The 25,428-nt window shown below is 67.1% G+C and carries 25 protein-coding genes; 13 read left to right on the top strand and 12 right to left on the bottom strand.

Annotated elements, in window-relative coordinates:
* Positions 1 to 14: 14 nt before the first annotated feature.
* The gene (locus A5659_RS10180) at positions 15 to 260 is read left to right on the top strand and encodes a hypothetical protein (protein WP_067180766.1); all 246 of its coding nucleotides are present in this window, start codon (positions 15 to 17) and stop codon (positions 258 to 260) included.
* A gap of 16 nt (positions 261 to 276) precedes the next feature.
* Here the strand turns inward: A5659_RS10180 and A5659_RS10175 are convergent, their stop codons facing one another.
* Genes A5659_RS10175 through A5659_RS10160 form a run of 4 tightly spaced genes read right to left on the bottom strand, consistent with a single transcriptional unit; the run spans position 277 to position 3,463 of the window.
* Positions 277 to 1,242 carry a phosphotransferase family protein gene (locus A5659_RS10175; protein ID WP_067180763.1) on the bottom strand — a complete coding sequence of 322 codons (966 nt, stop codon included), beginning with the start codon at positions 1,240 to 1,242 and terminating at the stop codon, positions 277 to 279.
* Positions 1,239 to 2,045 carry an SDR family NAD(P)-dependent oxidoreductase gene (locus A5659_RS10170; RefSeq protein WP_066864819.1) on the bottom strand — a complete coding sequence of 269 codons (807 nt, stop codon included), beginning with the start codon at positions 2,043 to 2,045 and terminating at the stop codon, positions 1,239 to 1,241. Before A5659_RS10170 ends, A5659_RS10175 begins: the two co-directional genes overlap by 4 nt.
* A gap of 60 nt (positions 2,046 to 2,105) precedes the next feature.
* Complete coding sequence (locus tag A5659_RS10165) at positions 2,106 to 2,543, bottom strand: DoxX family protein (protein WP_156748954.1); 438 nt, start codon at positions 2,541 to 2,543, stop codon at positions 2,106 to 2,108.
* Complete coding sequence (locus A5659_RS10160) at positions 2,540 to 3,463, bottom strand: alpha/beta fold hydrolase (protein ID WP_066864822.1); 924 nt, start codon at positions 3,461 to 3,463, stop codon at positions 2,540 to 2,542. Before A5659_RS10160 ends, A5659_RS10165 begins: the two co-directional genes overlap by 4 nt.
* 57 nt (positions 3,464 to 3,520) lie before the next feature.
* Between A5659_RS10160 and A5659_RS10155 the strand changes: the two genes are divergently transcribed.
* The 11 genes from A5659_RS10155 (at position 3,521) to A5659_RS10110 (ending at position 18,336) form a co-directional block, all read left to right on the top strand.
* Positions 3,521 to 3,844 carry a multidrug efflux SMR transporter gene (locus tag A5659_RS10155; RefSeq protein ID WP_082972124.1) on the top strand — a complete coding sequence of 108 codons (324 nt, stop codon included), beginning with the start codon at positions 3,521 to 3,523 and terminating at the stop codon, positions 3,842 to 3,844.
* A 254-nt stretch (positions 3,845 to 4,098) separates the two neighbouring features.
* Entirely contained in the window at positions 4,099 to 6,543 is a 2,445-nt protein-coding gene (locus tag A5659_RS10150; protein ID WP_067180814.1) for a glycogen/starch/alpha-glucan phosphorylase, read from the top strand.
* A 176-nt stretch (positions 6,544 to 6,719) separates the two neighbouring features.
* Positions 6,720 to 8,210 (top strand): hypothetical protein, encoded by a 1,491-nt coding sequence (locus A5659_RS10145; protein ID WP_067021472.1) that lies wholly within the window; start codon positions 6,720 to 6,722, stop codon positions 8,208 to 8,210.
* Between the two features lie 31 nt (positions 8,211 to 8,241).
* The gene (locus A5659_RS28125) at positions 8,242 to 8,415 is read left to right on the top strand and encodes a hypothetical protein (protein ID WP_197497970.1); all 174 of its coding nucleotides are present in this window, start codon (positions 8,242 to 8,244) and stop codon (positions 8,413 to 8,415) included.
* A gap of 36 nt (positions 8,416 to 8,451) precedes the next feature.
* Positions 8,452 to 8,877 (top strand): hypothetical protein, encoded by a 426-nt coding sequence (locus A5659_RS10140; RefSeq protein WP_066881300.1) that lies wholly within the window; start codon positions 8,452 to 8,454, stop codon positions 8,875 to 8,877.
* A 205-nt stretch (positions 8,878 to 9,082) separates the two neighbouring features.
* On the top strand, positions 9,083 to 9,526 hold the full coding sequence (locus A5659_RS10135; protein ID WP_197497969.1) for an MmpS family transport accessory protein: 444 nt from the start codon (positions 9,083 to 9,085) through the stop codon (positions 9,524 to 9,526).
* Positions 9,523 to 12,351 carry an RND family transporter gene (locus tag A5659_RS10130; RefSeq protein WP_066864837.1) on the top strand — a complete coding sequence of 943 codons (2,829 nt, stop codon included), beginning with the start codon at positions 9,523 to 9,525 and terminating at the stop codon, positions 12,349 to 12,351. Before A5659_RS10135 ends, A5659_RS10130 begins: the two co-directional genes overlap by 4 nt.
* 54 nt (positions 12,352 to 12,405) lie before the next feature.
* Positions 12,406 to 13,023, top strand: a complete 618-nt coding sequence (locus A5659_RS10125) for a TetR/AcrR family transcriptional regulator (protein ID WP_066864840.1) — start codon at positions 12,406 to 12,408, stop codon at positions 13,021 to 13,023.
* Positions 13,016 to 14,584, top strand: a complete 1,569-nt coding sequence (locus tag A5659_RS10120) for an NAD(P)/FAD-dependent oxidoreductase (RefSeq protein ID WP_067180760.1) — start codon at positions 13,016 to 13,018, stop codon at positions 14,582 to 14,584. Before A5659_RS10125 ends, A5659_RS10120 begins: the two co-directional genes overlap by 8 nt.
* On the top strand, positions 14,581 to 15,408 hold the full coding sequence (locus A5659_RS10115) for a mycofactocin-coupled SDR family oxidoreductase (protein WP_066881304.1): 828 nt from the start codon (positions 14,581 to 14,583) through the stop codon (positions 15,406 to 15,408). Before A5659_RS10120 ends, A5659_RS10115 begins: the two co-directional genes overlap by 4 nt.
* A gap of 45 nt (positions 15,409 to 15,453) precedes the next feature.
* Complete coding sequence (locus tag A5659_RS10110) at positions 15,454 to 18,336, top strand: ATP-binding cassette domain-containing protein (protein WP_067180757.1); 2,883 nt, start codon at positions 15,454 to 15,456, stop codon at positions 18,334 to 18,336.
* Positions 18,337 to 18,341: 5 nt separating this feature from the next.
* Here A5659_RS10110 and A5659_RS10105 read toward each other — a convergent pair whose 3' ends face one another.
* On the bottom strand, positions 18,342 to 19,622 hold the full coding sequence (locus A5659_RS10105; RefSeq protein ID WP_067180755.1) for an enolase: 1,281 nt from the start codon (positions 19,620 to 19,622) through the stop codon (positions 18,342 to 18,344).
* A 164-nt stretch (positions 19,623 to 19,786) separates the two neighbouring features.
* Between A5659_RS10105 and A5659_RS10100 the strand changes: the two genes are divergently transcribed.
* Complete coding sequence (locus tag A5659_RS10100) at positions 19,787 to 19,978, top strand: ferredoxin (protein ID WP_066864855.1); 192 nt, start codon at positions 19,787 to 19,789, stop codon at positions 19,976 to 19,978.
* 13 nt (positions 19,979 to 19,991) lie between these two features.
* On the opposite strand, the gene A5659_RS10095 is transcribed toward A5659_RS10100, so the two are convergent.
* From A5659_RS10095 to A5659_RS10065, 7 genes are all read right to left on the bottom strand, one after another.
* A complete protein-coding gene (locus A5659_RS10095; protein ID WP_066864859.1) occupies positions 19,992 to 20,543 on the bottom strand; it encodes a carboxymuconolactone decarboxylase family protein in 552 nt (183 codons plus the stop codon).
* A 1-nt stretch (position 20,544) separates the two neighbouring features.
* Complete coding sequence (locus A5659_RS10090) at positions 20,545 to 21,390, bottom strand: TauD/TfdA family dioxygenase (RefSeq protein ID WP_067020664.1); 846 nt, start codon at positions 21,388 to 21,390, stop codon at positions 20,545 to 20,547.
* Between the two features lie 41 nt (positions 21,391 to 21,431).
* Complete coding sequence (locus A5659_RS10085; protein WP_067020667.1) at positions 21,432 to 21,770, bottom strand: hypothetical protein; 339 nt, start codon at positions 21,768 to 21,770, stop codon at positions 21,432 to 21,434.
* The gene (locus A5659_RS10080; RefSeq protein ID WP_067141109.1) at positions 21,767 to 23,029 is read right to left on the bottom strand and encodes an aromatic ring-hydroxylating dioxygenase subunit alpha; all 1,263 of its coding nucleotides are present in this window, start codon (positions 23,027 to 23,029) and stop codon (positions 21,767 to 21,769) included. Before A5659_RS10080 ends, A5659_RS10085 begins: the two co-directional genes overlap by 4 nt.
* A 13-nt stretch (positions 23,030 to 23,042) precedes the next feature.
* Positions 23,043 to 23,786 (bottom strand): SDR family NAD(P)-dependent oxidoreductase, encoded by a 744-nt coding sequence (locus tag A5659_RS10075; RefSeq protein WP_067020673.1) that lies wholly within the window; start codon positions 23,784 to 23,786, stop codon positions 23,043 to 23,045.
* Between the two features lie 22 nt (positions 23,787 to 23,808).
* Entirely contained in the window at positions 23,809 to 24,897 is a 1,089-nt protein-coding gene (locus A5659_RS10070; protein WP_082976008.1) for a ferredoxin--NADP reductase, read from the bottom strand.
* A gap of 77 nt (positions 24,898 to 24,974) precedes the next feature.
* The gene (locus A5659_RS10065) at positions 24,975 to 25,427 is read right to left on the bottom strand and encodes a MarR family winged helix-turn-helix transcriptional regulator (protein ID WP_066864875.1); all 453 of its coding nucleotides are present in this window, start codon (positions 25,425 to 25,427) and stop codon (positions 24,975 to 24,977) included.
* Position 25,428: the final 1 nt, after the last annotated feature.

The following is a 25,428-nucleotide window of genomic DNA, read 5'->3' as shown; positions in this document are numbered from 1 at the left end:
CCGAGGAGGCGGCGATGACGGTTTCCACCCGGACTCGCGCAATGCTGGTCTGCGCGACGACGGCCATCGCCCTGGCGAGCGGCGCCGGCATGGCCCACGCGGACCCGAACGTCGATCCCCGCCCCCAGCCGCCGGGCATGGACGACGTCTACAGTCCGTTCCCCACCACCTGGATCAATCCGTCCAATGAAGGCCAGCCCGTGAACGATACGGGCGACATCGGAATGATCTGCGAAAATCTTCTGGTCCGCTGCCAGTAAGGCTCGTCGGCGGACACTAAGTTAGCGACGTCAGGGCGCGGTCGAGCAGCCTCGGCAAAATCGTTGCCATCGCTTCCAATTCGGCTCGCGGCGCCGCCCGGCGGCGATTGTGTTTGACGATCAACGACCAGGTCGCCGTCGATTTGAAACACGCCAGCGCCGTGAACCACGCCAAATCGGTTATCTCGCAACCTAACTCGGATGCATAGAGCTCGGTGAGTTCGTCGATCGGCGGTACCATACCGTCGGGTGCGTCGACCCGCCGGTAGGTGTCCGGGTCGCAGTTGATCAGAAACCAGCCCGCATCGATGCGCGGATCGCCGATCGACCAGATCTCCCAGTCGATGATCGCGTTGACCCGCGATCCGGCGGCGAGCAGGTTGCCCAGCCGGAAGTCGCCGTGCACCACACGCGGCGCCATCGCACGCGGCGCGCAATCGAGCAGCGCCTCATACACTTTCGGCCAGTCGGGGGCCAGCGCCGGGTCGACGGTCCGCAGCGTGTCGGACCACCGGTGGATTTCGGCGACCGGGTCGACCACGGGTTCATCGCCCAGCCCGAGGTCCGCCGGCGCGAGCCTGTGCAGCGCGGCCATCGCGCGGCACGCGTTCCGGTATCGATCGCTCAGCCCGCCGACATGCGGGCAGTCGTCGAACAACGGTTCCACGCAATCGCCTTCGACATGGCTCATCACATACAGCGGCGGTGTGCCGGGCGGGTCCCCCGCATCTTCCCACAGCACCTCCGGGACCGGAACGTGAGTTGTCTTGAGCGCCTTGATGATGCGGGCCTGGCGGAGCACGTCGCGATGCGCGACGGGTGCGACGCCCGGCGGAGCCACCTTGATCACCACCCGCCGGCCATCCCTGCTGCCCGCGAAGGTGAGGCTGGAGGCGCCGCCGGCCAGCGGGGCGACGTCGGTGACGCCCGCGCCGTCGAGTCGGCGGCGCAGCTCGGTCGGATCGAGCTCGGCTCGGCTCATCCCGTCAGCGGGCCGGTCCTCGTCCAGCCGACCTCGGCGAGGAAGGGCTGGGTGTGCGCGATGCGCCCGGTTAGGGTCTTCGGATCGCCGGTGCAGAGCCGCAAGGCCGTCTCGGTGATCAACGCGATGTCCTCGGTGTCGGTCTTGGCCAGGTCGAGCGTGCCGGCGCCCGGCGTGGCCACGGGATTGGACGGGGCGGCGGCGTTGACCGCGATTCCGTCGTCGTACAGCTCGGCCGCAAGGCTTTTCGTCAATCGGTTGAGGGCGGCCTTGGCCGTGCCGTAGATGCCGAAGCCCGCCGTGCGGTCGAACTCGGAGAACGGCGGCCCGGGTGGCAGGTCACCGCCGACCGAGGTCAGGTTCAGGATCCAGCCGCGTCCGCGCTCGCGCATCGCGGGTATCGCCAGCTGACACAGATGCAGGGGCCCGAGCACATGCATCTCCATCATCAGCCGCGCTCGCCGCTCGGGAAACCCGTCGAGGGGCCGCAGGAAGGTCACCGCGGCGTTGTTGACCAGGATGTCGGGTGCGCCGACCGCGCCGGCCACCTCGGCGAAAAGCCGTTCACGGTCTTCGGTCTGGGACAGATCCGCCTGGACCGCAATGGCTTTCCCGCCCGCGGCGACGATCTCGTCGCGGGTCTGGCTCAGCGACCCCTGATACTTGGGGTCGGGGTCCATCGTGCGGGCGGTCAGGGCCACCGTGGCCCCGTGCTCGGCCAGCCGTGTGGCGATCGCCCTGCCCAGGCCCCGGCTGCTGCCGGTGACCAGGGCCACCATCCCGTCGCACCGCTGCGCGCTCATCGTCGTCCTCCTCGGCCTGCCGGCCCTGCGGAAATGGCTTCTCCGTATCAGAGAATGCCATTATCGCCGGCGGAGGGGAAGCATTCGGCGTCGCGCGTCCAGGGCGTAGCTGCCGCCGCCGGTGAAGACCAGCAGGAAAAACGCGAAGCAGAACAGAACGGCCAACGCGCCCCCGTTGCCGGCCGGCGGATCGGCGACCGGCCACAGCGCCTGGGGTTGGTGGACCGAGAAGTAGGCGACCGCCATCTCCCCCGACGCGACGAACGCGGCGGCGCGGGTGAACAACCCGGCGGCCACCAGCAGGCCCGCGACGATCTCGACCAGTGCGGCATACCAGCCGGGCCAGGATCCGAACTCGACGACAACCGGCGAGCGGACGGGCCAATTGAACAGGCTGCGCGAACCGTACGCGGCGAAAAGCAAACCGTAGACGAGGCGAAACAGGCTCAGCACCCCCGGAGCGTGCCGGGCCAGGCGAGCGTCGAGACCATTCCTCACGAGGGACAGGCTACGGTCGCCGCCCAGGCGAGCAGGCGCCGCCACAGCCGATGCCGGCTCGACGCCATGTTGTGGCAGTGCGCGCTGCCGGCCACCACCAGGGTGGTGATGTCCGGGCTGCTCCGGTACAGCCCGGCCTCGGCGCGCGGGTCCGGCGAGACGTCGACGACGCCGTAACCGACCAGCACCGGGACGTCGATGCGCGCCGCATGCTCGGCGACGATGCCGGGGACCATCGCCGTGCCGAACACGCGCGGTACCACCGACTTGGCGGCGCTGGCGTCGGCCGCGACGACGTCGGCGGGAACGTCGGGGAGATGGAACCAACTCTGCAGGTGCTCGCGTGGCCCCTCGAAATACGGCCTGTCGAGCGCGGACAGTATTTCGGCGGCCGCCTCGGCGCGGCCTTGCGGCGTGGCGCAACGCGCGATGAACGCCGCGTCCAGGTTCAACGGCGCGACGTGCTGGTTGGTGCAACCCAGCACCGCCAGCCCGGCATAGCCGGGAAACAGCGCTTGCTGGGTGATGGCCAGGTACCCGCCCAGCGAATGCCCGACCGCGATCGCCGGCGCCTCGATGCCGATGGTGTCCGGCAACGCGCTGACGGCTCGCGCCAGCGCGCCGGCGATATCGCTGAAGCCGAAATCGCCTGTGGGCTGCGAGCTTTCGCCGGTCCCCAGCGGGTCGATGGTCACGACGGCGTAGCCGTTCTCGGTGGCGAAGCCGGCGAAGCTGTACCCGTGGTGGCCGGGAATGGTGAGGTCCCAGTAGTCGCGGCTGTAGGTGCCGCCCGGCAGACATACCAGCAGCGCGGCCGCGTCGGCGACGTCGCGCGCGGGGTAGTACGTCGCCGCCAGCGACGCCGGCTGCCCGGCCACCTCGCCGACATCGAACGTCAATGAGCGCGGGGTGCGGGTCATACGGCGTAATCCTTGGAGGTAAACACGTACCTGTACAGGGGTATGCAAGGAGGCGTTTTGACCTATCTCTTTCTCCTCGGCGCCATATTCGCAGAGGTGATAGCGACCAGCCTGCTCAAGAGCACCGACGGTTTCAGCCGGCTGTGGCCGACCGTCGTGTGCCTTACCGGTTATGCCGTCTCCTTCGCGCTGCTGGCGGTGTCGATCTCGCGCGGCATGCAGACCGACGTCGCCTACGCGCTGTGGTCGGCCATCGGTACGGCCCTGATCGTGCTGATCGCGGTGCTGTTCTTGGGTTCGCCGATATCGCTGACGAAGGTCGCCGGTGTCGGGCTGATCATCGCCGGGGTGGTCACGCTGAATCTGGCCGGCGCGCACTGACCGCGGGGCCATTTCGTCGCCGGCAGGTGGACTCCCGTTCACGTTTCCGACCTCTATTGCGGGCCTGGTGTGCAAATATCGCTGCAAGACTGACGGTCTGTCGCCACCGGGCATTGCAGCGGCCCGGGGCGGTGCTGCCCGCCACCCCCTAGCGAGTAGGACTCACCATGACCGATGTCGATCAGACGCCCTCCGATGGCCTGTCCCCCGGCAACCCCACCCGGGCCGACCTGATCGAGCACTCGCGCACCGGGATGAGCGCGGCCGCACTCCAGCGCGCGATCAACGACCACCTGCGCTATTCGATCGGGCGTCCGGCGGCGGCCCTGCGCCCCGAGCACTACTACCGCGCGCTCGCCCTGGCGGTCCGTGATCGCATGCAGGACCGCCGGGTGGCCTCGACGCAGACCTCGCTGGACCTCGGTCGCAAGGTGACCTGCTACCTGTCGGCCGAGTTCTTGATGGGCCCGCAATTGGGCAACAACCTGCTGAATCTCCAGATGGAGCGGGCGGCTCGCGAGGCGCTGGCGGCGATGGGCCAAAACCTCGACACGGTGCTGGCCTGCGAGGAGGAACCCGGGCTCGGCAACGGCGGCCTCGGCAGGCTGGCCGCGTGCTACCTGGACTCGCTGGCCACCCTGGAGCGCCCGGCGATCGGCTACGGCATCCGCTACGAATTCGGCATCTTCGACCAGGAAATCCACGACGGCTGGCAGGTCGAGCAGACCGACAACTGGCTGGACAACGGAAACCCCTGGGAGATCGCCAAACCCGACGTCAGCTTCCTGGTGAAGTGGGGCGGCTACGCCGAGCACTACACCGACCCAGCTAAGGGGGCCGGCCACGACCGGGTCCGCTGGGTGCCGGGCCGGTTGCTCAAAGGCACCGCGTATGACACGCCGATCCAGGGCTACGGCGTCAACACCTGCAACGTGCTGACGCTGTGGAGCGCGCGCGCCGTCAAATCGTTTGCCCTGGAGGCCTTCAACACCGGCGACTACTACAAGGCGGTGGAGGACGAGGTCACCTCCGAGACCGTTACCAAGGTGCTCTACCCCAACGACGAACCCGAGGCCGGCAAGCGGCTGCGCCTGCTGCAGCAGTACTTCTTCGTGTCCTGCTCGCTGCAACACGTGCTGCACATCATGGACGATCTCGCCGACGTGTCCGTCAAGGAGCTTCCGCAGCGGTTTGCCCTGCAGCTCAACGACACTCACCCGTCCATCGGGGTCGCCGAGCTGATGCGGCTGCTCGTCGACGAGCGCGAGCTGGACTGGGACGCGGCGTGGGACATCACCGTCGCGACGTTCGGATACACCAACCACACCCTGCTGCCCGAGGCGCTGGAAACCTGGCCGCTGGAGATGTTCGCCGAGTCGCTGCCGCGCCACCTCGAGATCATCTACGAGATCAACCGCCGGTTCCTCGACGAGGTGCGCGCCCGCTTCCCCGGCGACGAGGACCGGGTCGCCCGGATGTCGTTGATCGGGGAGAACGGCGGCAAGAATGTCCGGATGGCGCACCTGGCCACCGTCGGCAGCCACGCCGTCAACGGCGTCGCAGCCCTCCATTCGGAGCTGCTGAAAAGCAGTGTGCTGAAGGACTTTTACGAGATGTGGCCGGAACGGTTCAGCAACAAGACGAACGGCGTGACACCGCGCCGCTTCCTCGCGCTGGCCAACCCCGGGCTGCGCGAACTGCTGGACCGCACGGTCGGCGACGGCTGGTTGACCGATCTGGGCCGGCTGCGCGGGCTCGAGCCGTTCGTCGAGGACACGGCCTTCCGGCGCGAGTGGCGCGACATCAAGCGCAACAACAAGTCCCGCCTGGCCAGATACGTCCACTCGGTGGCCGGCGTCGAACTGAACCCGGACTGGATGTTCGACGTCCAGGTCAAGCGCATCCACGAGTACAAGCGCCAGCACCTGAACGTCCTGCACGTCGTCGCGCTGTATCACCGCCTGAAGTGTGACCCCGGCCTGTCGATCCCGCCGCGGGCCTTCATCTTCGGTGGCAAGGCCGCGCCTGGATACTTCCTGGCCAAGCGGATCATCAAGCTGATCAACGCGGTCGCCGAAACCGTGAACGCCGACCCGGACGTGAACCGGTTCCTCCAGGTGGCCTTCGTGCCGAACTTCAACGTGCAAAACGCCCATCTGATCTACCCGGCGGCCGATCTGTCCGAACAGATCTCCACCGCGGGCAAGGAGGCCTCGGGCACCGGGAACATGAAGTTCATGATCAACGGGGCCCTGACCATCGGCACCCTGGACGGGGCGAACGTCGAGATGCGCGACGAGGTCGGGCCGGAGAACTTTTTCCTGTTCGGGCTCACCGAGCAGCAAGTCGGGGCGGTCAAGGCCGACGGGTATCGCCCGGGCGATTACATCGACGGCAACGACGAGCTGCGCGCTGTGCTGGATCTGATTGCCGCGGGGACGTTTTCGCGCGGGGACACCGAGGTGTTCAAGCCCGTCGTGGACAACCTGCGTTACTACGACCCCTTCCTGGTGTGCGCCGACTACGCGTCGTATGTGGACTGTCAGGAGCGGGTCGGCGCCGCGTGGCAGGATCGCGAGTCGTGGACCAAGATGTCGATCCTCAACACCGCGCGCAGCGGCAAGTTCTCGTCGGATCGCGCCATCACCGAGTACTGCGACGAGATCTGGAACGTCTGGCCGCTGACGGTCAAGATCTAGCGCCGGCCGGGTAGTCGGGCCGCGCCCGGCGGGCCATCGACTACCGCCGCGACCGGCGCCGCCCGGCCCCGCGGCAGCGCCGCCCGAAACGGGCTAGGGTGGGCGCTCACGCGCAGGGTGCACTGGGACGTTGTCGCGGCCCCGCGATCGACAGAACGACTCGTGGCAGGAGAGATGTGACCACACGCTTGCGCAGCCTTGTCCTGGTCCCGTTGACCGTGGCACTGGCCATGCTGCTGGTGCCGACCGCTTCGGCCGACACCTACACCGACCAGCTGGTGAGCAGGTTCGACGCCCAGACGCATGTGGTGGTCGATCCGGGCGCCAGACCGCCGCTGCAGAATCCCGACAAGCTGAACCAGCAGATTCTCACCAGCTCGTGGCGGTGGAGCGCGGGCCCACCGGTCTGGGTGGCGGCGGTGTCGCCCGCCCAGAGCGGGGTCACCACCGCCGACGCCGTACACACCGCCATGCTGGGCCGCAACGCCGGATTCAGCGGCGTCATCCTCGTCATCGACGCTCGCGGCTACCACGTGCGCGCCTACAACGTGCCCAAGGCGATCGCCGACAACGTCGACCAATTCATGAATCAGTCGGCGAGGGATCATCGCAACGACCCGTACGGCGCCACGAGCGCGTTCGTCGCCAGGCTGGCGAGCGCCAATGCAAGCCCCACCGGACCGGCGACCACCTCTGAAGTCGCGCACCAAAAGCACGACGAGTGGGCGTGGCTGAAGGTCACGCTGGTCATCTTCGGCATCGCGCTGGCCATGGCCGGCCTGTTCTGGTTCGCGATCGGCCGAAATCGTAAGCACCGCAAGGACTCCGAGGCACGTGAGGAAATCAAGCAGGAATTGATCGCGGCCACGTCGAACGTCAGCGACCTGGACAACGCGGTGCTCACCACCGGCGGCGCCGATGTCAGCGCCGAGTCGCTGAAAGCCAACGCCAGCCTGTACGACGCCCGAAAGGCCTACGAGAAGGGCGATTACGGCTCCGCGCGGGCGCATCTGCGGGTGGTCGAGTCCACGGTCGCCAAGGCCAACCGGAAGCTCGACCCGCGCCAACCCGACGTCGCGGCCGTGACTTCTGTCCCGGCCGACGACCGCAAGCAGGCCACCGTGCGGGCCAAGAATCCGGACACCGGCGAAACGGTGACGATCAACAACAACAACTACAGCACCACCGCGCAGCCGGGTTACCCGCACTACTACGGCGGCGGCTACCACAACGGAATGTTCTTCTACCCCGGCTATTACCCGTACGCGTTCTGGGGTCCCGGCTGGACGTGGGCGCTGACCGACGTGCTGCTGATGGACGCGTTGCTGGACGACCATTGGGGCGGCAGCTACGAGCGCGGCTTCGAGGCCGGCCGCGACTCCGCGTTCGCCGATGCCAACAGCTACGGCTATGACGGCGGACAGGGAGCCGGTTACGACAGCCCGCCGGCCGATGTGGGGTTCACCGGCGGCTACCAGGACTCCGGTGGCGCCGACGTCGGATTCGCGGGCAACGACGCCACCTACTCCGGCGGCGGTGACGTGGGCTTCGACGGTGGCTGGGACTCCGGCGGCGGCTGGGATTCCGGCGGCTCCGATTTCGGGGGCGGATCGGATTTCGGCGGCGGCGGTTCCGATTCCGGCGGCGGTGGCGACTTCGGGTTTTGAGGTCTCGCCGTCGAGAAGTTAGGTTCCTGCAATGAGTACGGACAAGATCAATCGCGCCATCCTGCTCACCATGGTGGTGATCGGGACGGTCGCCTACTGCTTGCTGTACAGCCACGCCTCGATCGTCTTCAGGCTCCTGGTGCCGCTCGGCCTGATCGTCCTGCTCGGGCTCGTCGTCCGGGACGTGATCAGGGACCGGCAATAGTCTTCGGAAGTCCAACAGCGGAGCAAGGACTGGAAAATGAGCACGTATCTCTACGGTCTGCTGACCCTGGTCACCCTCGTCCTGGCCGTGGCGCTGGCCGCCGTCGCCGCCGTGCACGTAAATCGCTTGGAGCGCCGAACGACTGCTCCGGTCAGTGAAGAAATCGGCAGCGCCAAAGCGGTTTTGCACAAGGTCCGCAAGGGCGAACCGATGTCGCGCGACGAGGTGGACTACGCCAAGCAGGTCGTTGCCGATCGCGGTTCGTTGATGACCCTGTGCATCCCGGGCGCGTTGTTCATGCTCGGCTGCTTCTTCGTCTTCGGCAGTCTCTACCACCTGCAGGGAGCGACGCCCTCGGAGCGCACATTCCTCGGGGTGATCCCCATGTTGACCTCGACAAACCTGGCCATTCAGATTCGCCGCAGCGCGCGGTTGCGGCGGCGGCTGAAGAAGCTGGCCTGACGCACAACGAGACCGGACGTGCGGCGCCCACCGGGCGCCCGGGTGGGCCGGCCGGCCTTCGAGGTCGTGTCCGGGTTGCGCTGTCCGGAGTCTTTGCACCATGATGTGTCAATTGAGCACATGACCGTCTACTATTTGGCGGGCACGAGGGCGAGGGCGGGGGGCACGAACACGATGTCCGGACCGGGTCGCGAGAGGTGATCGAATGAGCCCTCGTTTCGTCGGTCGGACCGTCCTGGCGCGAACCTGGATGCCGTTGGTCGCCGTGGTCGCGGTCGGCGTGGGTCTGCTCTGCATGTACAAGGTGCATCAGTTCTCCGAACCGGAGCCGGTCATCACCGTCAACGGTCCGCAGGCACCCGAGGAGTTCAACATCAAGCGGATCACCTACGAGGTGTTCGGCGACGCCGGCCAGGGCGGGAAACTGGTCTACGTCGACATCGACGGTCATCCGCATCAGGTCGACATCACCACCCTGCCGTGGTCCCACACGGAGACCACCACGCTCACGGTGGCGTCCGGCAGCATCTCGGTGCACGTCCACGGCGGTCAGGTCGGTTGCCGAATGCTGGTGGACGGCGTCATCCGCGACGAACAATCGGGCGATCATCAGGACGCCGACGTCCAGTGCAGGGTGAAGTCGGCATGACCGAGCATCGCCTCGAGGATCCCAGGGTCAAGCGTCCGTTCATCCCGAAAATGGTGCGCGCCCTGGCGATTCCGATCATCTTGTTCTGGGCCCTGCTCGCGGTCACCACCAATACCTTTATGCCCCAAGTGGAACGGGTCGCCGAAGAGCTCGCCGGGCCGATGGTTCCGCATTACGCGCCCTCGCAGCGGGCGCTGCTGCACATCGGCGAGAAGTTCCACGAATCCAACTCCACGAATCTGACCATGGTGGTCTTCGAGGCGAACCGGCGACTGGGCGACCAGGATCACCGGTACTACGACGATTTGATGCGCCGCCTGCAGAACGACACCAAGCACGTCCAGTACGTGATGGACTTGTGGGGCAAACCGTTCACCGCGGCCGGCGCGCAATCCGTCGACGGCAAGTGCACCTATGTGCTCCTTCGTCTCGCCGGTGACATCGGCCAGATCCAGGCCAACCAGTCCGTGGACGCCGTCCGCGACATCATCAAGAAGGACACGCCTCCGCCGGGCCTCAAGGTCTATGTCAGCGGTGCGGCTCCGCTGGCCTCCGACACGCTCACCATCGCCAACGCCAGCCTGAACAACGTCACGATCGTGACGATCATCCTCATCGTCGTGATGTTGCTGCTGGTGTACCGCACCCCGTCCACCCTGCTGGTGCCCCTGCTCGGCGTCCTCATCGAAATGCTTGTCGCCAAGGGCATCGTCTCGACCCTCGGGCACTACGGATACATCGAATTGTCGTCGTTCGCGGTGAACATCGTCATCGCGCTGACCCTGGGGGCCGGAACCGACTACGGCATCTTCCTGATGGGCCGCTATCACGAGGCGCGCCAGGCCGGCGAGAGCCGGGAGGACAGTTTCTACATCGCCTACAAGGGCGTGGCACCCATCATCATCGGCTCCGGACTGACGATCGCCGGCGCCTGTTACTGCCTGACGTTCGCGCGGCTCAACTACTTCCATACCATGGGGCCGGCCGTCGCGATCACCATGCTGTTCACCATCGCGGCGGCGATGACGCTGGGCCCGGCGGTGCTGACCGTGGGCAGCCTGTTCGGGATGTTCGACCCGAGAACCAACGTCCACGGGCGGCTTTATCGGCGCATCGGTGCCAGCGTGGTGCGCTGGCCGGTGCCGATCCTGGTGGCCAGTTCCGCCGTCGTCATGCTCGGCGCGATCTTCGTGCCGAGCTACCGGCAGAACTACGACGATCGCCAGTACCAACCTGCCAGTGCGCCTGCGAATCTCGGTTTCCAGGCCGCCGATCGGCACTTCCCCAAGAGCAAGCTGTTCTCCGAGATGTTGATGGTCGAGACCGATCACGACATGCGCAACTCGGCCGACTTCATCTCGCTGGACCGCGTCGCCAGGGCGCTGATCCGGCTGCACGGCGTGGCGATGGTGCAGGGCATGACGCGGCCGTTAGGCCGGGCGCTCGAACACGCCAGCATTCCCTACCTGTTCACCACGCAGGGCAGCGGCAACGGTCAACAACTCCCGTTCAACAGGGAGCAGAACTCCAACACCGATGCGCAGGCCGAGATCCAGGCGCACTCCGTGGCGGTGCTACGCAAAGAGATCGGCTTCTTCCAGAAGGTGTCCGACGAACTGCACCAGACGGTGCTCACCGTCGAGGACCTCAAACGGGTCAGCAACGAAATGAACGAGGAAGTCTCGAACCTCGACGATTTCTTCCGGCCCATCAAGAGCTACTTCTATTGGGAGAAACACTGTTTCGACATCCCGATCTGCTGGGCGTTCCGATCGCTGTGGGACACCATCGATCACATCGACCACTTGGCCGAAGATATCGACAAGGCCGAAATCTCCCTCGCGGAGGTGGACAAGGCCTTCCCGCAGATCATCGCCCAACTGAAGGCCACCGCCGATGACACCGAGGCGCTGCAGCTGAAGTTGGTCAACAGTTACGGCTCGGCCGACCTGCAGTCCATCCAGACCGAGCAGACCTTCGACGATTCGATCAACGTCGGCAACGACTTCGACAGGTCCCGCAGCGACGACTACTTCTATATCCCGCACGAGGCCTTCGACAACGAGGACCTCAAGGCAGGCATGAAGCTGATGATGTCGCCGGACGGCAAAGCCGCCCGTTTCATCGTCACCCACGAGGGTGATGCGATGGGCCCCGAAGGGGTCGAGCACGTCGAGCAGTTCCCCGACGCGATAAAGACGATCCTCAAAGAGACGTCGCTGGCCGGCGCCCGGGTCTATATCGGGGGCTCGGGATCCAACGACAAGGACATCAAGCAATACGCGATGTCGGATCTGTTGATCGCGGCGATCGCGGCCTTCGTGCTGATCTTCCTGATCATGTTGTTCATCACGCGAAGCCTGGTGGCGGCCTTGGTGATTCCCGGCACCGTGGCCTTCTCCTACGCCGGGGCGTTCGGCCTGTCCATCCTTTTCTGGCAGCACCTGGTCGGCCTGCACCTGCACTGGCTCGTGCTGCCGCTGACGTTCATCATCCTGGTGGCCGTCGGATCGGACTACAACCTGCTGCTGATCAACCGGGTCAAAGAGGAGCTGCACGGCGGGATCCACACCGGCCTGATCCGCGCGCTGGGCAGCACCGGCGGCGTGGTGACCTCCGCCGGTTTGGTGTTCGCCTTCACCATGCTGGCCATGCTCACCAGCGATCTGAGGACCATCGGTCAGGTGGGATCGACCGTGTGCATCGGCCTGCTGCTGGACACGTTGATCGTGCGCTCGTTCGTCGTGCCCTCCATCCTGCGGATCCTGGGGCCGTGGTTCTGGTGGCCGACGCTGGTACGCCCCCGTCCGCTGCCACAGCATTGATGCGGATCTGACGAATCGTTGACCGGATTGAACACATCTCGTTAATGTGTTCACATGTCGACGACGACGCCGCGTGAGACGATCCGCGCCGTCTCACCGTCGCTGCTGTCGGCCACCACCAGCACGCTGCGCCGGCTGGGCCCCCGCCAGTTCAACCTGACCGCCGTCGCCGAGATCGCCGGTGTGTCGCGCGGGACCGTGCACAACGCGTTCGGAAACCGCGAAACCGCACTGAAAACCGCGCTCGACGAACTCGCCACCGGTTTCATCACCACCATGGCGGCCGAAGTGCAGCGGCAAGACAACCTCGCCGGCCAGGTGGCCGCGGCCGCCAACGTGATCTGCAAGCACCGGCAGACCTCAGACCCGCTGGGCCCGAAGGGGTTCAATCAGAGCCTCATCGTCCTGCTGCTCGACAACCTTGGCGAGGACCTCATGCAGCGCTCCATCAACCTCTGGGCGCCGCTGGTCCGGGCCGCCCAGCGCCGGGGCGAAGTCGGCAAGTCGGTCAATCCCCGGCACGCCGCGGAATGGATCGTGCGCGTGCTGCTCAGTTTCGAACTGCTGCCGCCGATGGTGGTCAATCTGGAAAGCCCCCGCGCCGTCGGCAAATTCGTCTCCGACCACATCGTGGCCGGACTCACCGGAAGCGAGAGGAGACGAGATGGCTGACTACGACGTCGCCGTCATCGGAGCCGGCCCGGGCGGCATCGCCGCCGGGCACCTGTTGCGTCAGAAGGGGATTTTCGACTTCGTCATCCTGGAGCGCGGCGACGACGTCGGCGGCACCTGGCGCGACAACCACTACCCCGGCCTGGCCGTGGACATCCCCAGCCTGTGGTATCAGCTCTCGTTCGCGCCGAACCCCAACTGGTCACGCTTCTTCGCCCCGGGCCGCGAACTCTACGACTATTTCCGCGACACCGCCCGGTCGCTGCATCTGTACGACCATTTGCAGACCGGCTGCAACGTGCTGCGCCAGTCCTGGGATGACACGACGCAGCGTTGGCACCTCGACATCGAGGGAAAGCCCTGCGTCACAGCGCGTTTCGTCATCAGCTCGGTGGGTGGCTATGTCAACGCCAAGCAGCGCGTCGACATCGACGGAATCGACGACTTCGCCGGCACCATCCTGCGGCCCAACGCCTGGGACGACGGCTACGACCCGCGCGGCAAGCGCGTCGCGGTGATCGGCACCGGCTCCAGCGGTGTGCAGATCGCCGCCGCCCTATCGGGTCAGGCTGCCAATCTCGAGGTGTACCAACGCACACCGGCCTGGGTGCTGCCGAAGATCGACTTCGACATTCCCCCGCTGATGCGTCGGTTCCTGCGGGTGCCCGGCGTGGTCGGCGCCATCAACTCGGCGGGACGATGGGCAATGGACATCGCGATGATCGCGCCCATCGTCCACCTGCTGTCGCGGCTGCCGCAGCGCGTCCTGGTTCGCACGATGCCGTTGTACGACGCGTACTGCCGCGCCTTGTACCGGCTGCTGCTGCGGGCGGTGGTGCACGACCCGGCCACCCGCGCCGCGCTCGTCCCGCGATACGGGATCCTCGCCAAGCGGCCGGTGATCTCCAGCAGCTTCCTGCCGGCACTGAACAATCCGAACACCCGCCTGATCACCACCGCCATCGATCGAATCACCGCCACCGGCATCCGTACCGTCGACGGAGTCGAACATCCCGCCGACCTCATCGTCGCGGCAACCGGTTACGAGCTGTGGACGGACCCGGAGACCTATCGACCCGGAACCGTGGTGGGCACAGCCGGATTCGACCTCGGCGAGCATTACCGCACGCACGGCCTGCACGCCTATGCCGGCACGGCGCACCCGCAGTTGCCCAACCGGTGGGAGATCGTCGGGCCGCTGGGCTTCGTCGGCTTCGCGTGGCCGGACTTCGTCGAGACGATGGCCGCCCACGCGGTCCGGATCATCGACGTCGCGCGCCGGCAGGGCACCGAGGTCGTGCGCGTCAAACCCCAAGCGTTCCAGCGGTGGAACGCGCTGATGCGGCGCCGCGCAAAAACGGCCCACCTGTACTTCACCGAGTGCAATCCGGGGTTGTCCACGTATTTCATCAACTCCCAGCGCGACACCGTCTATCACCGGCCACAAACGATCGCCGCCTCGCGGCGCTTCGCGCGCAAGTCGGCACTGTCCGACTACGAGTTTTCCCGCGCCGCCGCGCCGTGCGAGGCGGCCCCGACCCGGAAGGCCCAGATAGCATGAGCGACAACGACAAACCGTTGGCCGGCCGGGTCGCATTCGTCACGGGCGCCGCGCGCGGACAGGGCCGTTCGCATTGCGTGCGGCTGGCCCGGGCCGGGGCGGACGTCGTGGCCATCGACGCGTGCGGCCCGGTGGCGGCGAACAACGGCTACCCGGCCGCGACGCCGGAGGACCTGGCCGAAACGACGAGCCTGGTGGAAAGCGAAGGCCGCAAGATGCTGGCCGCGCAGGTCGACGTCCGCGACGCCGCGGGCCAACAACGGCTCGTCGACGACGCGATCACCCAATTCGGCCGCCTGGACATCGTCGTCGCCAACGCCGGCGTGCTCAATTGGGGCCGGCTGTGGGAGATTTCGGCGCAGCAATGGCAAGAGGTCCTCGACACCAACCTGACCGGAGTTTGGAACACCATCAAAGCGACCGTGCCGGCGATGATTCAGGCGGGCAACGGGGGCTCGATCATCACCATCAGCTCGGCGGCGGGCATCAAGGCCGTACCGGGATGCGGTCACTACTGCGCCAGCAAGTTCGGCGTGGTCGGGCTGACGAACTCGTTGGCGGTCGAACTGGGTGGATACGGCATCCGCGTCAACTCGGTGCACCCGTACGGCACCGACACGCCCATGGGCAACGACCCCTCGATGTGGCAGCTCTTCGCCGACAACCAGACCTACATTCACAGCTTCTCCCCCGGTGCGCTGCCCACCGACTCACTGGCCGACCCGAACCTGGTCTCCGACATCGTGTTGTGGCTCGCCAGCGACGCCTCGTCGCTTGTGACGGCCGCGCAAATTCCCGCCGACAAGGGTTACCTGAAGATCTGATAAGAGACGCACAGGCGCCCCGCCGACGACGGGCATAATCGTGTCGTGAAGGCGCCCGGCGCTGCGATGCCGAAAACGCGGGCCGGATCGCTGCGACCCGGCGAGCTGGCGCAGGCATCGGTGATGGGCGCGTTGTGCGCGGCGATCGCCATCATCGCGGTCGTCCTTCCGCATGGCGGGGGGCTGGGCCTGCTCGGCAGCGTGCCGACCGGGCTGCTGGCCTACCGCTACCGGATCCGCGTTCTGATCGCCGCTACGGTCGCCGCCGGTGTGATCGGCTTTCTGGTCGTCGGGCTGAGCGGCCTGGGAGCGATCGCCCTCTGCGCCTATGTCGGTGGGCTGGCCGGAACCGTCAAGCGCCACCGCCGCGGCACACCGACCGTGATCGCGGTGTCGTTCGGCGCGGGTGTCGTCGTCGGCGCCGGCATGGTCGCCGCCTTGACCGTCCTGACCCGCTTCCGGCAGCTCGCCTTCCACGCCGCCAGCGCCACCGTGGACGGTGCCGTGACGGTCGTCTCGCGGGTGGCGCAGTTGCGCGCGCCCGCGCAACAGTTCAAGGCGTTCTTCGCCGAGGCGCTGCACTACTGGCAGTGGCTCGTGCTGGGCTACGCCGTCTTCACCATCGTGGGTGCTTCGCTGGTCGGTTGGTGGGCGCTGTCCCGGGTGCTGGAGCGACTGCGTGGGATCCCCGACGTGCACAAGCTGGACGCGCCGGCCGGCGGCGGCCCGATCCGGCCGGTCCCGGTGCGTCTGGAGCGGGTGCGGCTGCGCTACCCGCACGCCGACCACGACGCGCTGCGTGCGGTCAGCCTGGACGTGCGGACGGGCGAGCACATCGCGGTCACCGGGGCCAACGGGTCCGGGAAAACCACGCTGATGTTGATCCTGGCCGGGCGCGAACCGACATCGGGCGTCGTCGAGCGCCCGGGGGCGGTGGGGCTCGGTGAGCTCGGCGGCACCGCGGTCATCATGCAGCACCCGGAAAGCCAGGTGCTGGGCACGCGGGTCGCCGACGACGTGGTCTGGGGACTGCCGCCCGGCAAGACCACCGACATCCCCCGGCTCCTCGGCGAGGTCGGCTTGGGCGCGCTGGCGGACCGCGACACGGGCAGTCTGTCCGGCGGGGAGCTGCAGCGCCTGGCGGTGGCCGCGGCCCTGGCGCGCGAGCCGGCGCTGCTGATCGCCGACGAGGTCACCAGCATGGTCGACCGGCAGGGCCGGGAGCAGTTGCTCGCCGTCCTGTCCGGCCTCACCGAACGCCACCAGACGGCCCTGGTGCACATCACGCACTACAACGACGAGGCCGAATACGCCGACCGCGCAATCAACCTCGGCGACGCGTCACTCGACGCCGACCTGGTCCGCAGCGCAACCGCGCCGGCTCCGACGGTGCCGAACGGACGGCCCGCCAGCCCGCCGGTGCTCGAACTCGTCCGTGTCGGACACGAATACGCCAGCGGCACGCCCTGGGCTCAGATTGCGCTGCGCGACGTCAGCTTCGCGGTGCATGAGGGCGACGGGCTGTTGATCCACGGCGGCAACGGTTCCGGCAAATCGACCCTGGCCTGGATCATGGCCGGGTTGACCGTGCCGGCCACCGGCGCCTGCCTGCTGGACGGGCGCCCGACCGCCGACCAGGTCGGAGCGGTCGCGATCCAATTCCAAGCGGCCCGGCTGCAACTGATGCGCGGCCGGGTGGACCTGGAAGTGGCCTCGGCGGCCGGGTTTTCGCCCGCCGATGACGCGCGGGTGATCGCGGCGCTGGCGGCCGTCGGCTTGGACGCAGGACTGGCCAAGCGGCGCATCGACCAGCTCAGCGGCGGCCAGATGCGTCGGGTGGTGCTGGCCGGACTGCTCGCCCGGTCGCCGCGGGTGTTGATCCTCGACGAGCCGCTGGCGGGACTGGATGCCGCCAGTCAGCGCGGCCTGGTCCAGCTGCTGGCCCAGCGGCGCCGTGACACCGGCCTGACCGTGGTGGTCATCTCGCACGACTTCGCCGGGCTTCAGGAGCTGTGCCCACGCACCTTGCACCTGCGTGACGGTTCGCTGGAACCGTCGCCGGCCGCGGCGCAGCACAATTCGGTGGCCGCCGTCCCACCGGCGCAGCACCCGGCCGGCCGCCGTCGCCCCTTCGTGCTGCTGCGGCCAGTGCCGGGCACCTCCCCCATCCACAACCTGTGGGCCGGGACGAAATTACTTGTGGCTTTCGGTATTTCGTTGCTGTTGACGTTCTTTCCCGGCTGGGTGGCGATCGGGCTCACCGCCGCCCTGACGGCCACGGGAATCCGGCTCGCCCGCATCCCGCGGGGCGTGCTGCCGTCCGTGCCGCGCTGGCTGTGGATCGTGCTGGTGATCGTCGGCGCCAACGCGGCATTCGCCGGCGGGAGTCCGTACATCCGGCTGGGATCGGCGTCGCTGGGCCTGGGCGGGCTGCTCGACTTCCTGCGCATCACCGTGCTGTCGGTGGTGTTGCTCGCCCTGGGCGCCCTGGTGTCGTGGACGACCAATGTTGCCCAAATCGCCCCGGCGGTGGCTACTTTGGGCCGCTTCCTGCGGCCGGTGCGGGTCCCGGTCGACGACTGGTCGGTGGCATTGGCGCTCGCGCTGCGCACCTTTCCGATGCTCATCGACGAATTTCGGGTGCTCTTCGCCGCTCGCCGGTTGCGGCCCAAACAGCCCCCGCAGACCCGCTGGGCCCGGCTGCGGCGTCCGGCGACGGACGTGATCGACGTGGTCGTCGCGGTCATCACGGTGACGCTGCGCCGCGCCGACGAGATGGGCGATGCGATCACCGCCCGCGGCGGCACCGGCCAGATCTCGGCCGCCCCGTCGCGCCCGAAACGGGCCGACTGGGCGGCGCTTTCGATCGTGTTGGCGGTGTGCGGGACCGCGGTGGCCGCCGAACTCGCCCTGGTCGCCGGCCACTGACGTTTTCAGAACCTCGCCAACGCCGGCACGTCCGCCAACGCGCAATCCGGGATGCCTTCGGCCGCGCGCAGCAGGAAGTTGAGCTTTGCGATGCGCTCGCCCGAGCGCGGCGCGCCGTTCTTTTGAAACGGTGCCGCCAGGCCCACCGCCAGATCCATCACGACGTCGTCGATGACGCCACCCGAGCGGCCCGAGGGAATCGCCAAAACGGCGTTGCGCGTGGCGTATTCGAAGCAGTCGAGCGCCTCGGCGATGGTTCCGACCTGGTTGGGCTTCAGCACGAAACCGTCCACGGCGCACGATTCGACCGCCCGCTGCAGGCGGGCGCGGTTGGTGACGATCAGGTCGTCGCCCAGGATGATCGAACGGTTCACCGTCTGCACCGCTTTGGCGAATCCGGCCCAGTCGTCGCCGTCGAGCAGGTCCTCGATGAACAACATCGGAAACTCCTGGGACAATCCGCGGGCGAAGTCGATCAGCTCCTCCGCGGTCACCCGCTCACCGTTGAATGCGTATGTGGCAGAGTCGCTGTCGTACACCTCACTGGACGCGCAGTCCAGCGCGAACGCCATGATGTCGGCGCAGCCGGCGCGCTCGACGGCCTCGGCCAGCACCTCCATGACGGCGTGCGGGTCACTGGACGGCGCGATGTATCCGTACGACGACGCCAGCATCGGCGCGCGGCCCAGTCGCTCGGCGAGCACCTCGCCGAGCGTCTCGAACAGACTCACCCCCCTTTCGACCGCCGATTCGATCGAGTCCGCGCGGTACGGCACCACCAGGAATTCGCTGAACGTCTGGCGGACGTCGCCGTAGTGCCCGCCATTGATCATGTTGAAGCTGGGCACCGGGACGGTGGTGGGCGGTTCGAGCCCGAGCAGTTCGCCGACGTAGGTATAGGTGGACGTGCCCGCCGCGGCGGCGGCCGCGCGCAGCAGCGCGATCGACGTGGAGTAGATCGCGTTGCCGCCGAGCCGGTGCTTGTCCGGTGTGCCGTCGAGCGCGATCAGCACCCGGTCCAGGGATAGCGGATCGTCGAGCTCCGCGCCGATCAGGGCCGGGGCGATTTCGTCGTCCACCGCGGCGATGGCGCGGTGCACGCTCAGGCCGTTGTATCTGGTCCGGTCCCCGTCCCGTAGGACGTACGCCTCGTGCGACCCCACCGAACTGCCGGTCGGAGCTGCGCCGCGGCCGACAAAGCCGGTGTCGGTGGTGATTTCGACTTCCAGAAGGGGCCGGGCTTTGCAGTCCAGCAGTTGGCGGGCGATGACGGATGCGATCTTCATCGTCGACCTCCCGGACCCAGGGTTCCAGCCTAAGGCCGCGGCACTGAGAGGTCACTGAGAAGTCGCGAATCGGAGGCCGTTTCCCGCCCAGCCGCCCTAAGCTAGCGTTTACACAAGTTGTACTGTAAAAACTCCGAGCTCTCGATCGGAGAAGGAGGATCTTCATGCGGCCGGTAGTGAACCTTGATCGGTGCGAAGGCAATGCCTACTGCGTGAACATCGCGCCGGATGTCTTCCGGCTCGACGATGACGACTACGCGGTGGTCACCGCCGATCCGGTGCCCGTCGAGCAGGAGGCGTTGGTCGAGCGGGCGATCGCCGAATGCCCGCGCGCCGCCCTGTCCCGCGAGGACTAGCGGGCGACCAGGTCTAGCCGTGCTCCTCCTGGACGCCGAAGGTGTTGACCGCCAAGGCCAGTAAGAGGTAGCCGCCGATGGTGAAGGTCAGGTCCATGCACTGCTGCTGGGTGAACAACTCGCACAACAGATCCCAGGTTGCCTGGCTGATCGTGCTGTCGGCGGTGAGATCGTCGACGGCCCGGATCACGGCCTGGTCCGTCCGATCGGCGCAGTGCCCGGATCGGATGCCGTCGATCTCGGATTCGGTCAGGCCGGCGCGCAGGGCGATCGGGACGTGGTGTGACCACAGGTAGCCGCAGTTGCTGCGATGTACCACGCGCAGCAGCGCGACTTCTCGCACGCGGGGCGACAGCGTCGACCGCGCGAGCAGGTAGGCGTTGAACGGCAGGTAGGCCGCGGTCAGCTCGGGATGACGGACCATGGTCGACAGAACATTGCCCGCGCCAACGGGATTCGCCCGCTCGGCCGGGATCAGGGACGCCAGCGCCGTGCGCGCGCCCTCGTCCCACTCGTCGGCGGGTAACGGTGACAGGCGCAGTGGATGTCCGTCGGACGCGGTCATGCTATTGGATCGGTTCGTCGCCGAGCACGGTGGTGCGCAGCATTTCGCGTTGTGAGTCCGGGTCGTAGGGGGCCGCGCGGTGCAGCACTCCGCGGTTGTCCCAGATCACGGTGTCGCCGACCGACCAGCTGTGGCTGTACACCTTGTCGGGCACCGTTGCGCGCTCGAGCAACTCGTCCAGCAGGGCGCGTCCCTCGTCGAGATCCATGCCGACGACGTAGTCCGCGGAGGCGCCCAGCACCAGCGATTTGCGGCCGCTGCGGTGAGTCCACACCAGCGGATGTTCGTGCGTGCGCCGGGACCGCCAGCGCTGCACCTGTTCCGGGGAGGGGTCGGGGTAGACGCGGCGCTGGGACGCTTCCAGCGAGTGCACCACACGCAGCGTGCCGAACCGCTCCTTCTCGTCCTCGGTCAGGGCGTCGTAGGCGGCGTAGGAGTTGGCGAACTCCGTTTCGCCGCCCCACTCGGCGACCTGGACGGCCGTCAACACGGTGGCCTTCTGCGGGCATTCGTCACCCAGCGGTGTGCAGCCGTCGATGTGCCAGTCGAAGGTGGCCTTCAAGTAGGCGGCCGAGGCATTCTTGGACTTGTCCAAGGTGATCGGGTAGATGCCGGCCACCGGGTGGTGACCGTCGGACGAGTGGTCGATCTCGCCGAGGCGGCGGCAGAACTCGACCTGGGCCGCCGGGTCGAGCTGCAGGCCGCGGAACACCAGAACGCCGTTGTCCTCCAACGCGTCCAGGACGGCTGCACCCACCGAGTCGTCGCCCGCCAGCGCGGCCGGCTCCAGGCCCGCGACTTCGGCACCGACGGATTCGGTGAGCTTGGTGATGGTGAGCAGACTCATCGTCGCTCCTTTCGATGAAGGGATGTCTGACGGCGGAAAGCTCAGGGCACCGGGCCACCGGTGCGGATCATCACCGCGTCGGCGGCGTCGACCGGGGCGGGTTGATGCATGATCTCCACCGCCATGGCGACCATGATCAGCGAATAGATCATGTGCAACAGGTTCAGCGCGTCGTCGGGCACGTTGTCCAGGGGAAACTTGTCGCAGTAGTCGATCGCCTCTTCGAGCCGGGGGAAGAACGCGTCGTAGAAGTCGCGCAGTTCGGGCATCGACGAGTTGACCCGGGCGTTCCAGCGTTCGGTTTCGGTTGCCAGGCACCAGGTTTCGGCATAGCCCTCCAGCTCGGCGAAGGCGCTGGGCAGCTTGACAGGCATGGTCACACCCCCACCGAATCCCGTTCGCGGCGATAGGCGTCGACCCAGTCGACCACGACCTTGTGCAGGTGGCGCACCAGGATCTCTTGATCGTTGAGCGGGAAGTCGTCGACGATCCCGTACTCGAGTGCCGCCTGCGTCCCGCCGAGCATCCCGGCGTCTTGCAGCGCAAACTCTTTCAGCACCACCGAGGCGACCTCGTGCTCGATGCGCTCCCGCACGGTTCGCGCCGGATGGAAGTAGGTGTAGGCCTCGAATCGATGCGTGTTGTGCGAGGTGGGCCAGTACCGGTACAGCAGATACCACCCGCCATAGATCAGGATCTCGATGTTCGGGAAGATCTGGAAATTGCTGATGCCCCAGGGCTCGATCCCGCCGGGGTTGAGTCCGGCCGGCAGGTCGCCGATGTCGGGGGTTCGCCACGGTCCCACCAGTCCGCTGCGGGTGGCCCGCTCGATCGGATACATGTATTCCGGCGGCAGCAGCCAGCGCCGCCGCCCGGCCGTGGAGACCAACCGGTGCGGGCCGTCGAGTTGGAAGTGCCCGCAAGTGAATCCGGCGTTGGGGTCGCGCACCTCGGAGGGGACCTGCTGTGAATGCAGCGAGGGCACGTGGTAGTACTCCTGGAAGGCGTCGGCGAAGATCTTCCAGTTGCTGTTGTTGTGCGCCACCCAGTCGTAGCGCTCGGTCAACTTGTCGAACGGGTAACCGTCGAGGCCGGTGATCATCGGACCGAGGAACTCCCGCAGGCTCTGGCGGGGTTCGGGGTCGAAGTTGATGAAGACGAAGCCGTTCCACACGTCGCAGTGCACCGGCCGCAACCCGTACTGCGCGGGGTCCAGGTCGAAGAACTCCGATTCCTGCTGGACGAACTTCAAGGCGCCCTGCAGGTCGTAGCGCCAGCCGTGGTACTTGCAGGTGAACTGCCGACACGTCCCGCGCGTCTCCTCGCCGGGAAAGTCATTCCACACCAGCTTGTTTCCGCGGTGACGGCACACGTTGTAGAACGCCCGGATGCGCTCGTCCTTGCCCTTGACCAGGATCACCGAGACGCCGACGACTTCGATCTCCTTGGTCAGGTAGCTGCCGACACGCGGCAACTCCTCCACCCGCGCGAGGTTGAGCCACGCCCGTTTGAAGATCGCCTCGCGCTCGAGTTCGTAGAACTCTCGCGACGTCGAGTCCTTGAAAGACACGGGCCCCGTTCCCAATTCGGGATAGTGCTCGGTCCAGGAGCCCTCCGGGGGCCTGCCTACTCTGGTCATCGAATCCTCACAATCACATCACCGCTCCGCCGTTGACGCCCAAAACCTGGCCGGTGATGTACCTGGCTTCTTCCGAACACAGGAATCCCACGGCCGCGGCGATATCGGCGCCGGTGCCGAGGTAACCCAACGGGATGTTGCTGGCGATCTGCTCGTTGGACGGCAGGTATCCGGCGGCCTGGCCCTGGTGCTGCATCGGGGTTTCGATGCCCGAGGGCGGAATGTTGTTCACCGTGATCCCGTGCGGCGCATATTCACGGGCCAACGACTTGGTCAAGGTGATCACCGCGCCTTTGGACGCCGCGTAGTGGGCGGCGAACGGCGAGCCCCGCTGGGCGCTCGACGACGAGATCATCACGATCCTGCCCCAGCGCGCCTCCACCATGTCCGGCAGAGCGACCTGGCAGCAGTGAAAGGTGCCGGTGAGATTGACATCGATGATCCGCGACCAGGTTTCGGCGCTGATCTCCAAGAACGGCGAGAAGTCGAACATGCCCGCACTGGTCACCAGGACCGTCACCGGGCCCAGCTCGCTGCGCACCTTCGCAAACGCGTGCTCCACGGCGGACCGATCGGTCACGTCGGCACCCACCCCCAGCGCGGTCACACCGTCGGCGCGCAGATCGTCGGTGACGCGTTGTGCGGCATGCTCGTTGACATCGAGGACCGCGACCTTGAGTCCGCGCCGACCCAATTCATGGCACGTCGCTTCGCCCATACCCGAGGCGCCTCCGGTCACCACCGCCACCCTGGTCATCGACTCCGCTCCACCCTTTCCCTCACTCGTAGACCACCCGCACCGTGGGGCTGGTGGGCAGGGCCTGACACGTCAGCACCCAGCCCTCCTCGACCTCGTCCGGATCGAGCGCGTCGTTGTTGATCATCCGGGCGCTGCCGTGGGTCAGGCGGCCCATACACGTTCCGCACGAACCGATCTCACACGACGACGGCGCGCGCAGCCCGGCCATGCGGGCCGTCTGCAGCAACGTGTTGCCCGAGTGGTACGGCGCGGTCGTCGTCGATCCGTCCAGCACGATGGTGACCTCGTCGGTCACCACCTCGGTGTCCGGGGGCGCCGCCGCGGCCACGTCGTCGACGTCGAAATGCTCGATGTGCAGGCGATCGGCCGGCACGCCGGCCGCGCACACGGCGGTTCGCACAATCTCCATGAACTCGTTGGGCCCGCAGATGTATACCTCGGCGTCGCCGGCATCGCGGACGAACGCCTCGATCTCCGCTCGGGTGACGAAGCCGGTGTGGTCGTCGAGGTGGTGGTGCAGGACGAAACGATCGGCGTGCCGCGCGGCCAGCGACGCCAAGGCCTCGTCGAAGATCACCGCGTCGCGGCTGCGGTTGGCGTAGAACAGTCGCGTGGCGCGGGTGCCCGACATCAGGGCCGTCCGCAGCAGCGAAAACACCGGCGTGATGCCACTTCCCCCGGCGAAGGCGATCAGATCTCGGTCGGTCTCGCGCAACACGAAGCGACCCTGCGGCGGCAGGGCGGGCAGCCGGTCGCCGGCTGCGGCCGTGTCATTGAGCCAGTTCGACACCACACCGTCTCGGTCGCGTTTGACGGTGATCTGCAGGTCTTCGTCCGGTAACGACGACATCGAATAACACCGTCGATGCTCGCGTCCGTCGACGGTGACCAGCAGCGTCAGAAACTGTCCGGCCTGGTACCCGAACTGTTCCGCGCTGCCCGGTGGGACATCGAGAACGATCGACACGGCGTCGCGGGTCTCGCGAACCACGCGCTTGATCCGCAGTGGCACAAAGCCATCCGGCGACGCAGCGATGCCGACACCGGCGCCCCCGGCGTCGGTCGCGGTCGCCGAACCGGCGGTTGTGGTCGCGCGGATTTCACCCATCCCGGCCAGAGTATCAACTACTTGCGATTAGTCTCAAGTACTAGATACAGGCGCAGCCCGTCGCTGCCCACGGGCGGTCAGCCCTCGACGTGGTCGTTGAACAGTTCGTGGCCGGTGCCCTTTTCGACCACCCGGCCCAGCAATTCACGCAGGGTCCGTTGCTCCTGCTCGGTCAGCACGCCGAACACCTCCTGATGGGCGGCGATCGCGTCGTTCACCACCGTTTCGGCGACCTTGCGGCCCTCGCCGGTGAGGTAGGCCCGCAAGATGCGCGCGTGCTGGGGATCCTGCTTTCTTTCCACTAGGCCGCGGCGTTCCAGGGCGGTGAGCGCGAGCTGGACGCCCTGCGGGCTGATCAGCAGCCGCCGCGCGAGCTCGGCGCCGGACAAGCCGGGTTCGTTGGCCAGTTGGCGCAGCACGCCGATCTGCGCGGTGCTCACGCCGTGTTCGCGCATCGCCTCGTTGATGGTGGTCAGCGAGTAGTAGAAGGCCTGTTTGAGCAGCCACAGGATGTTGTCGGTGAGTTCCATG

It is taken from the genome of Mycobacterium sp. 1165196.3 (assembly GCF_001673415.1).
GTDB lineage: Bacteria > Actinomycetota > Actinomycetes > Mycobacteriales > Mycobacteriaceae > Mycobacterium > Mycobacterium europaeum_A.
Note: the sequence above shows the minus strand (reverse complement) of the source record. Positions and strands in the feature narration are given on the sequence as shown.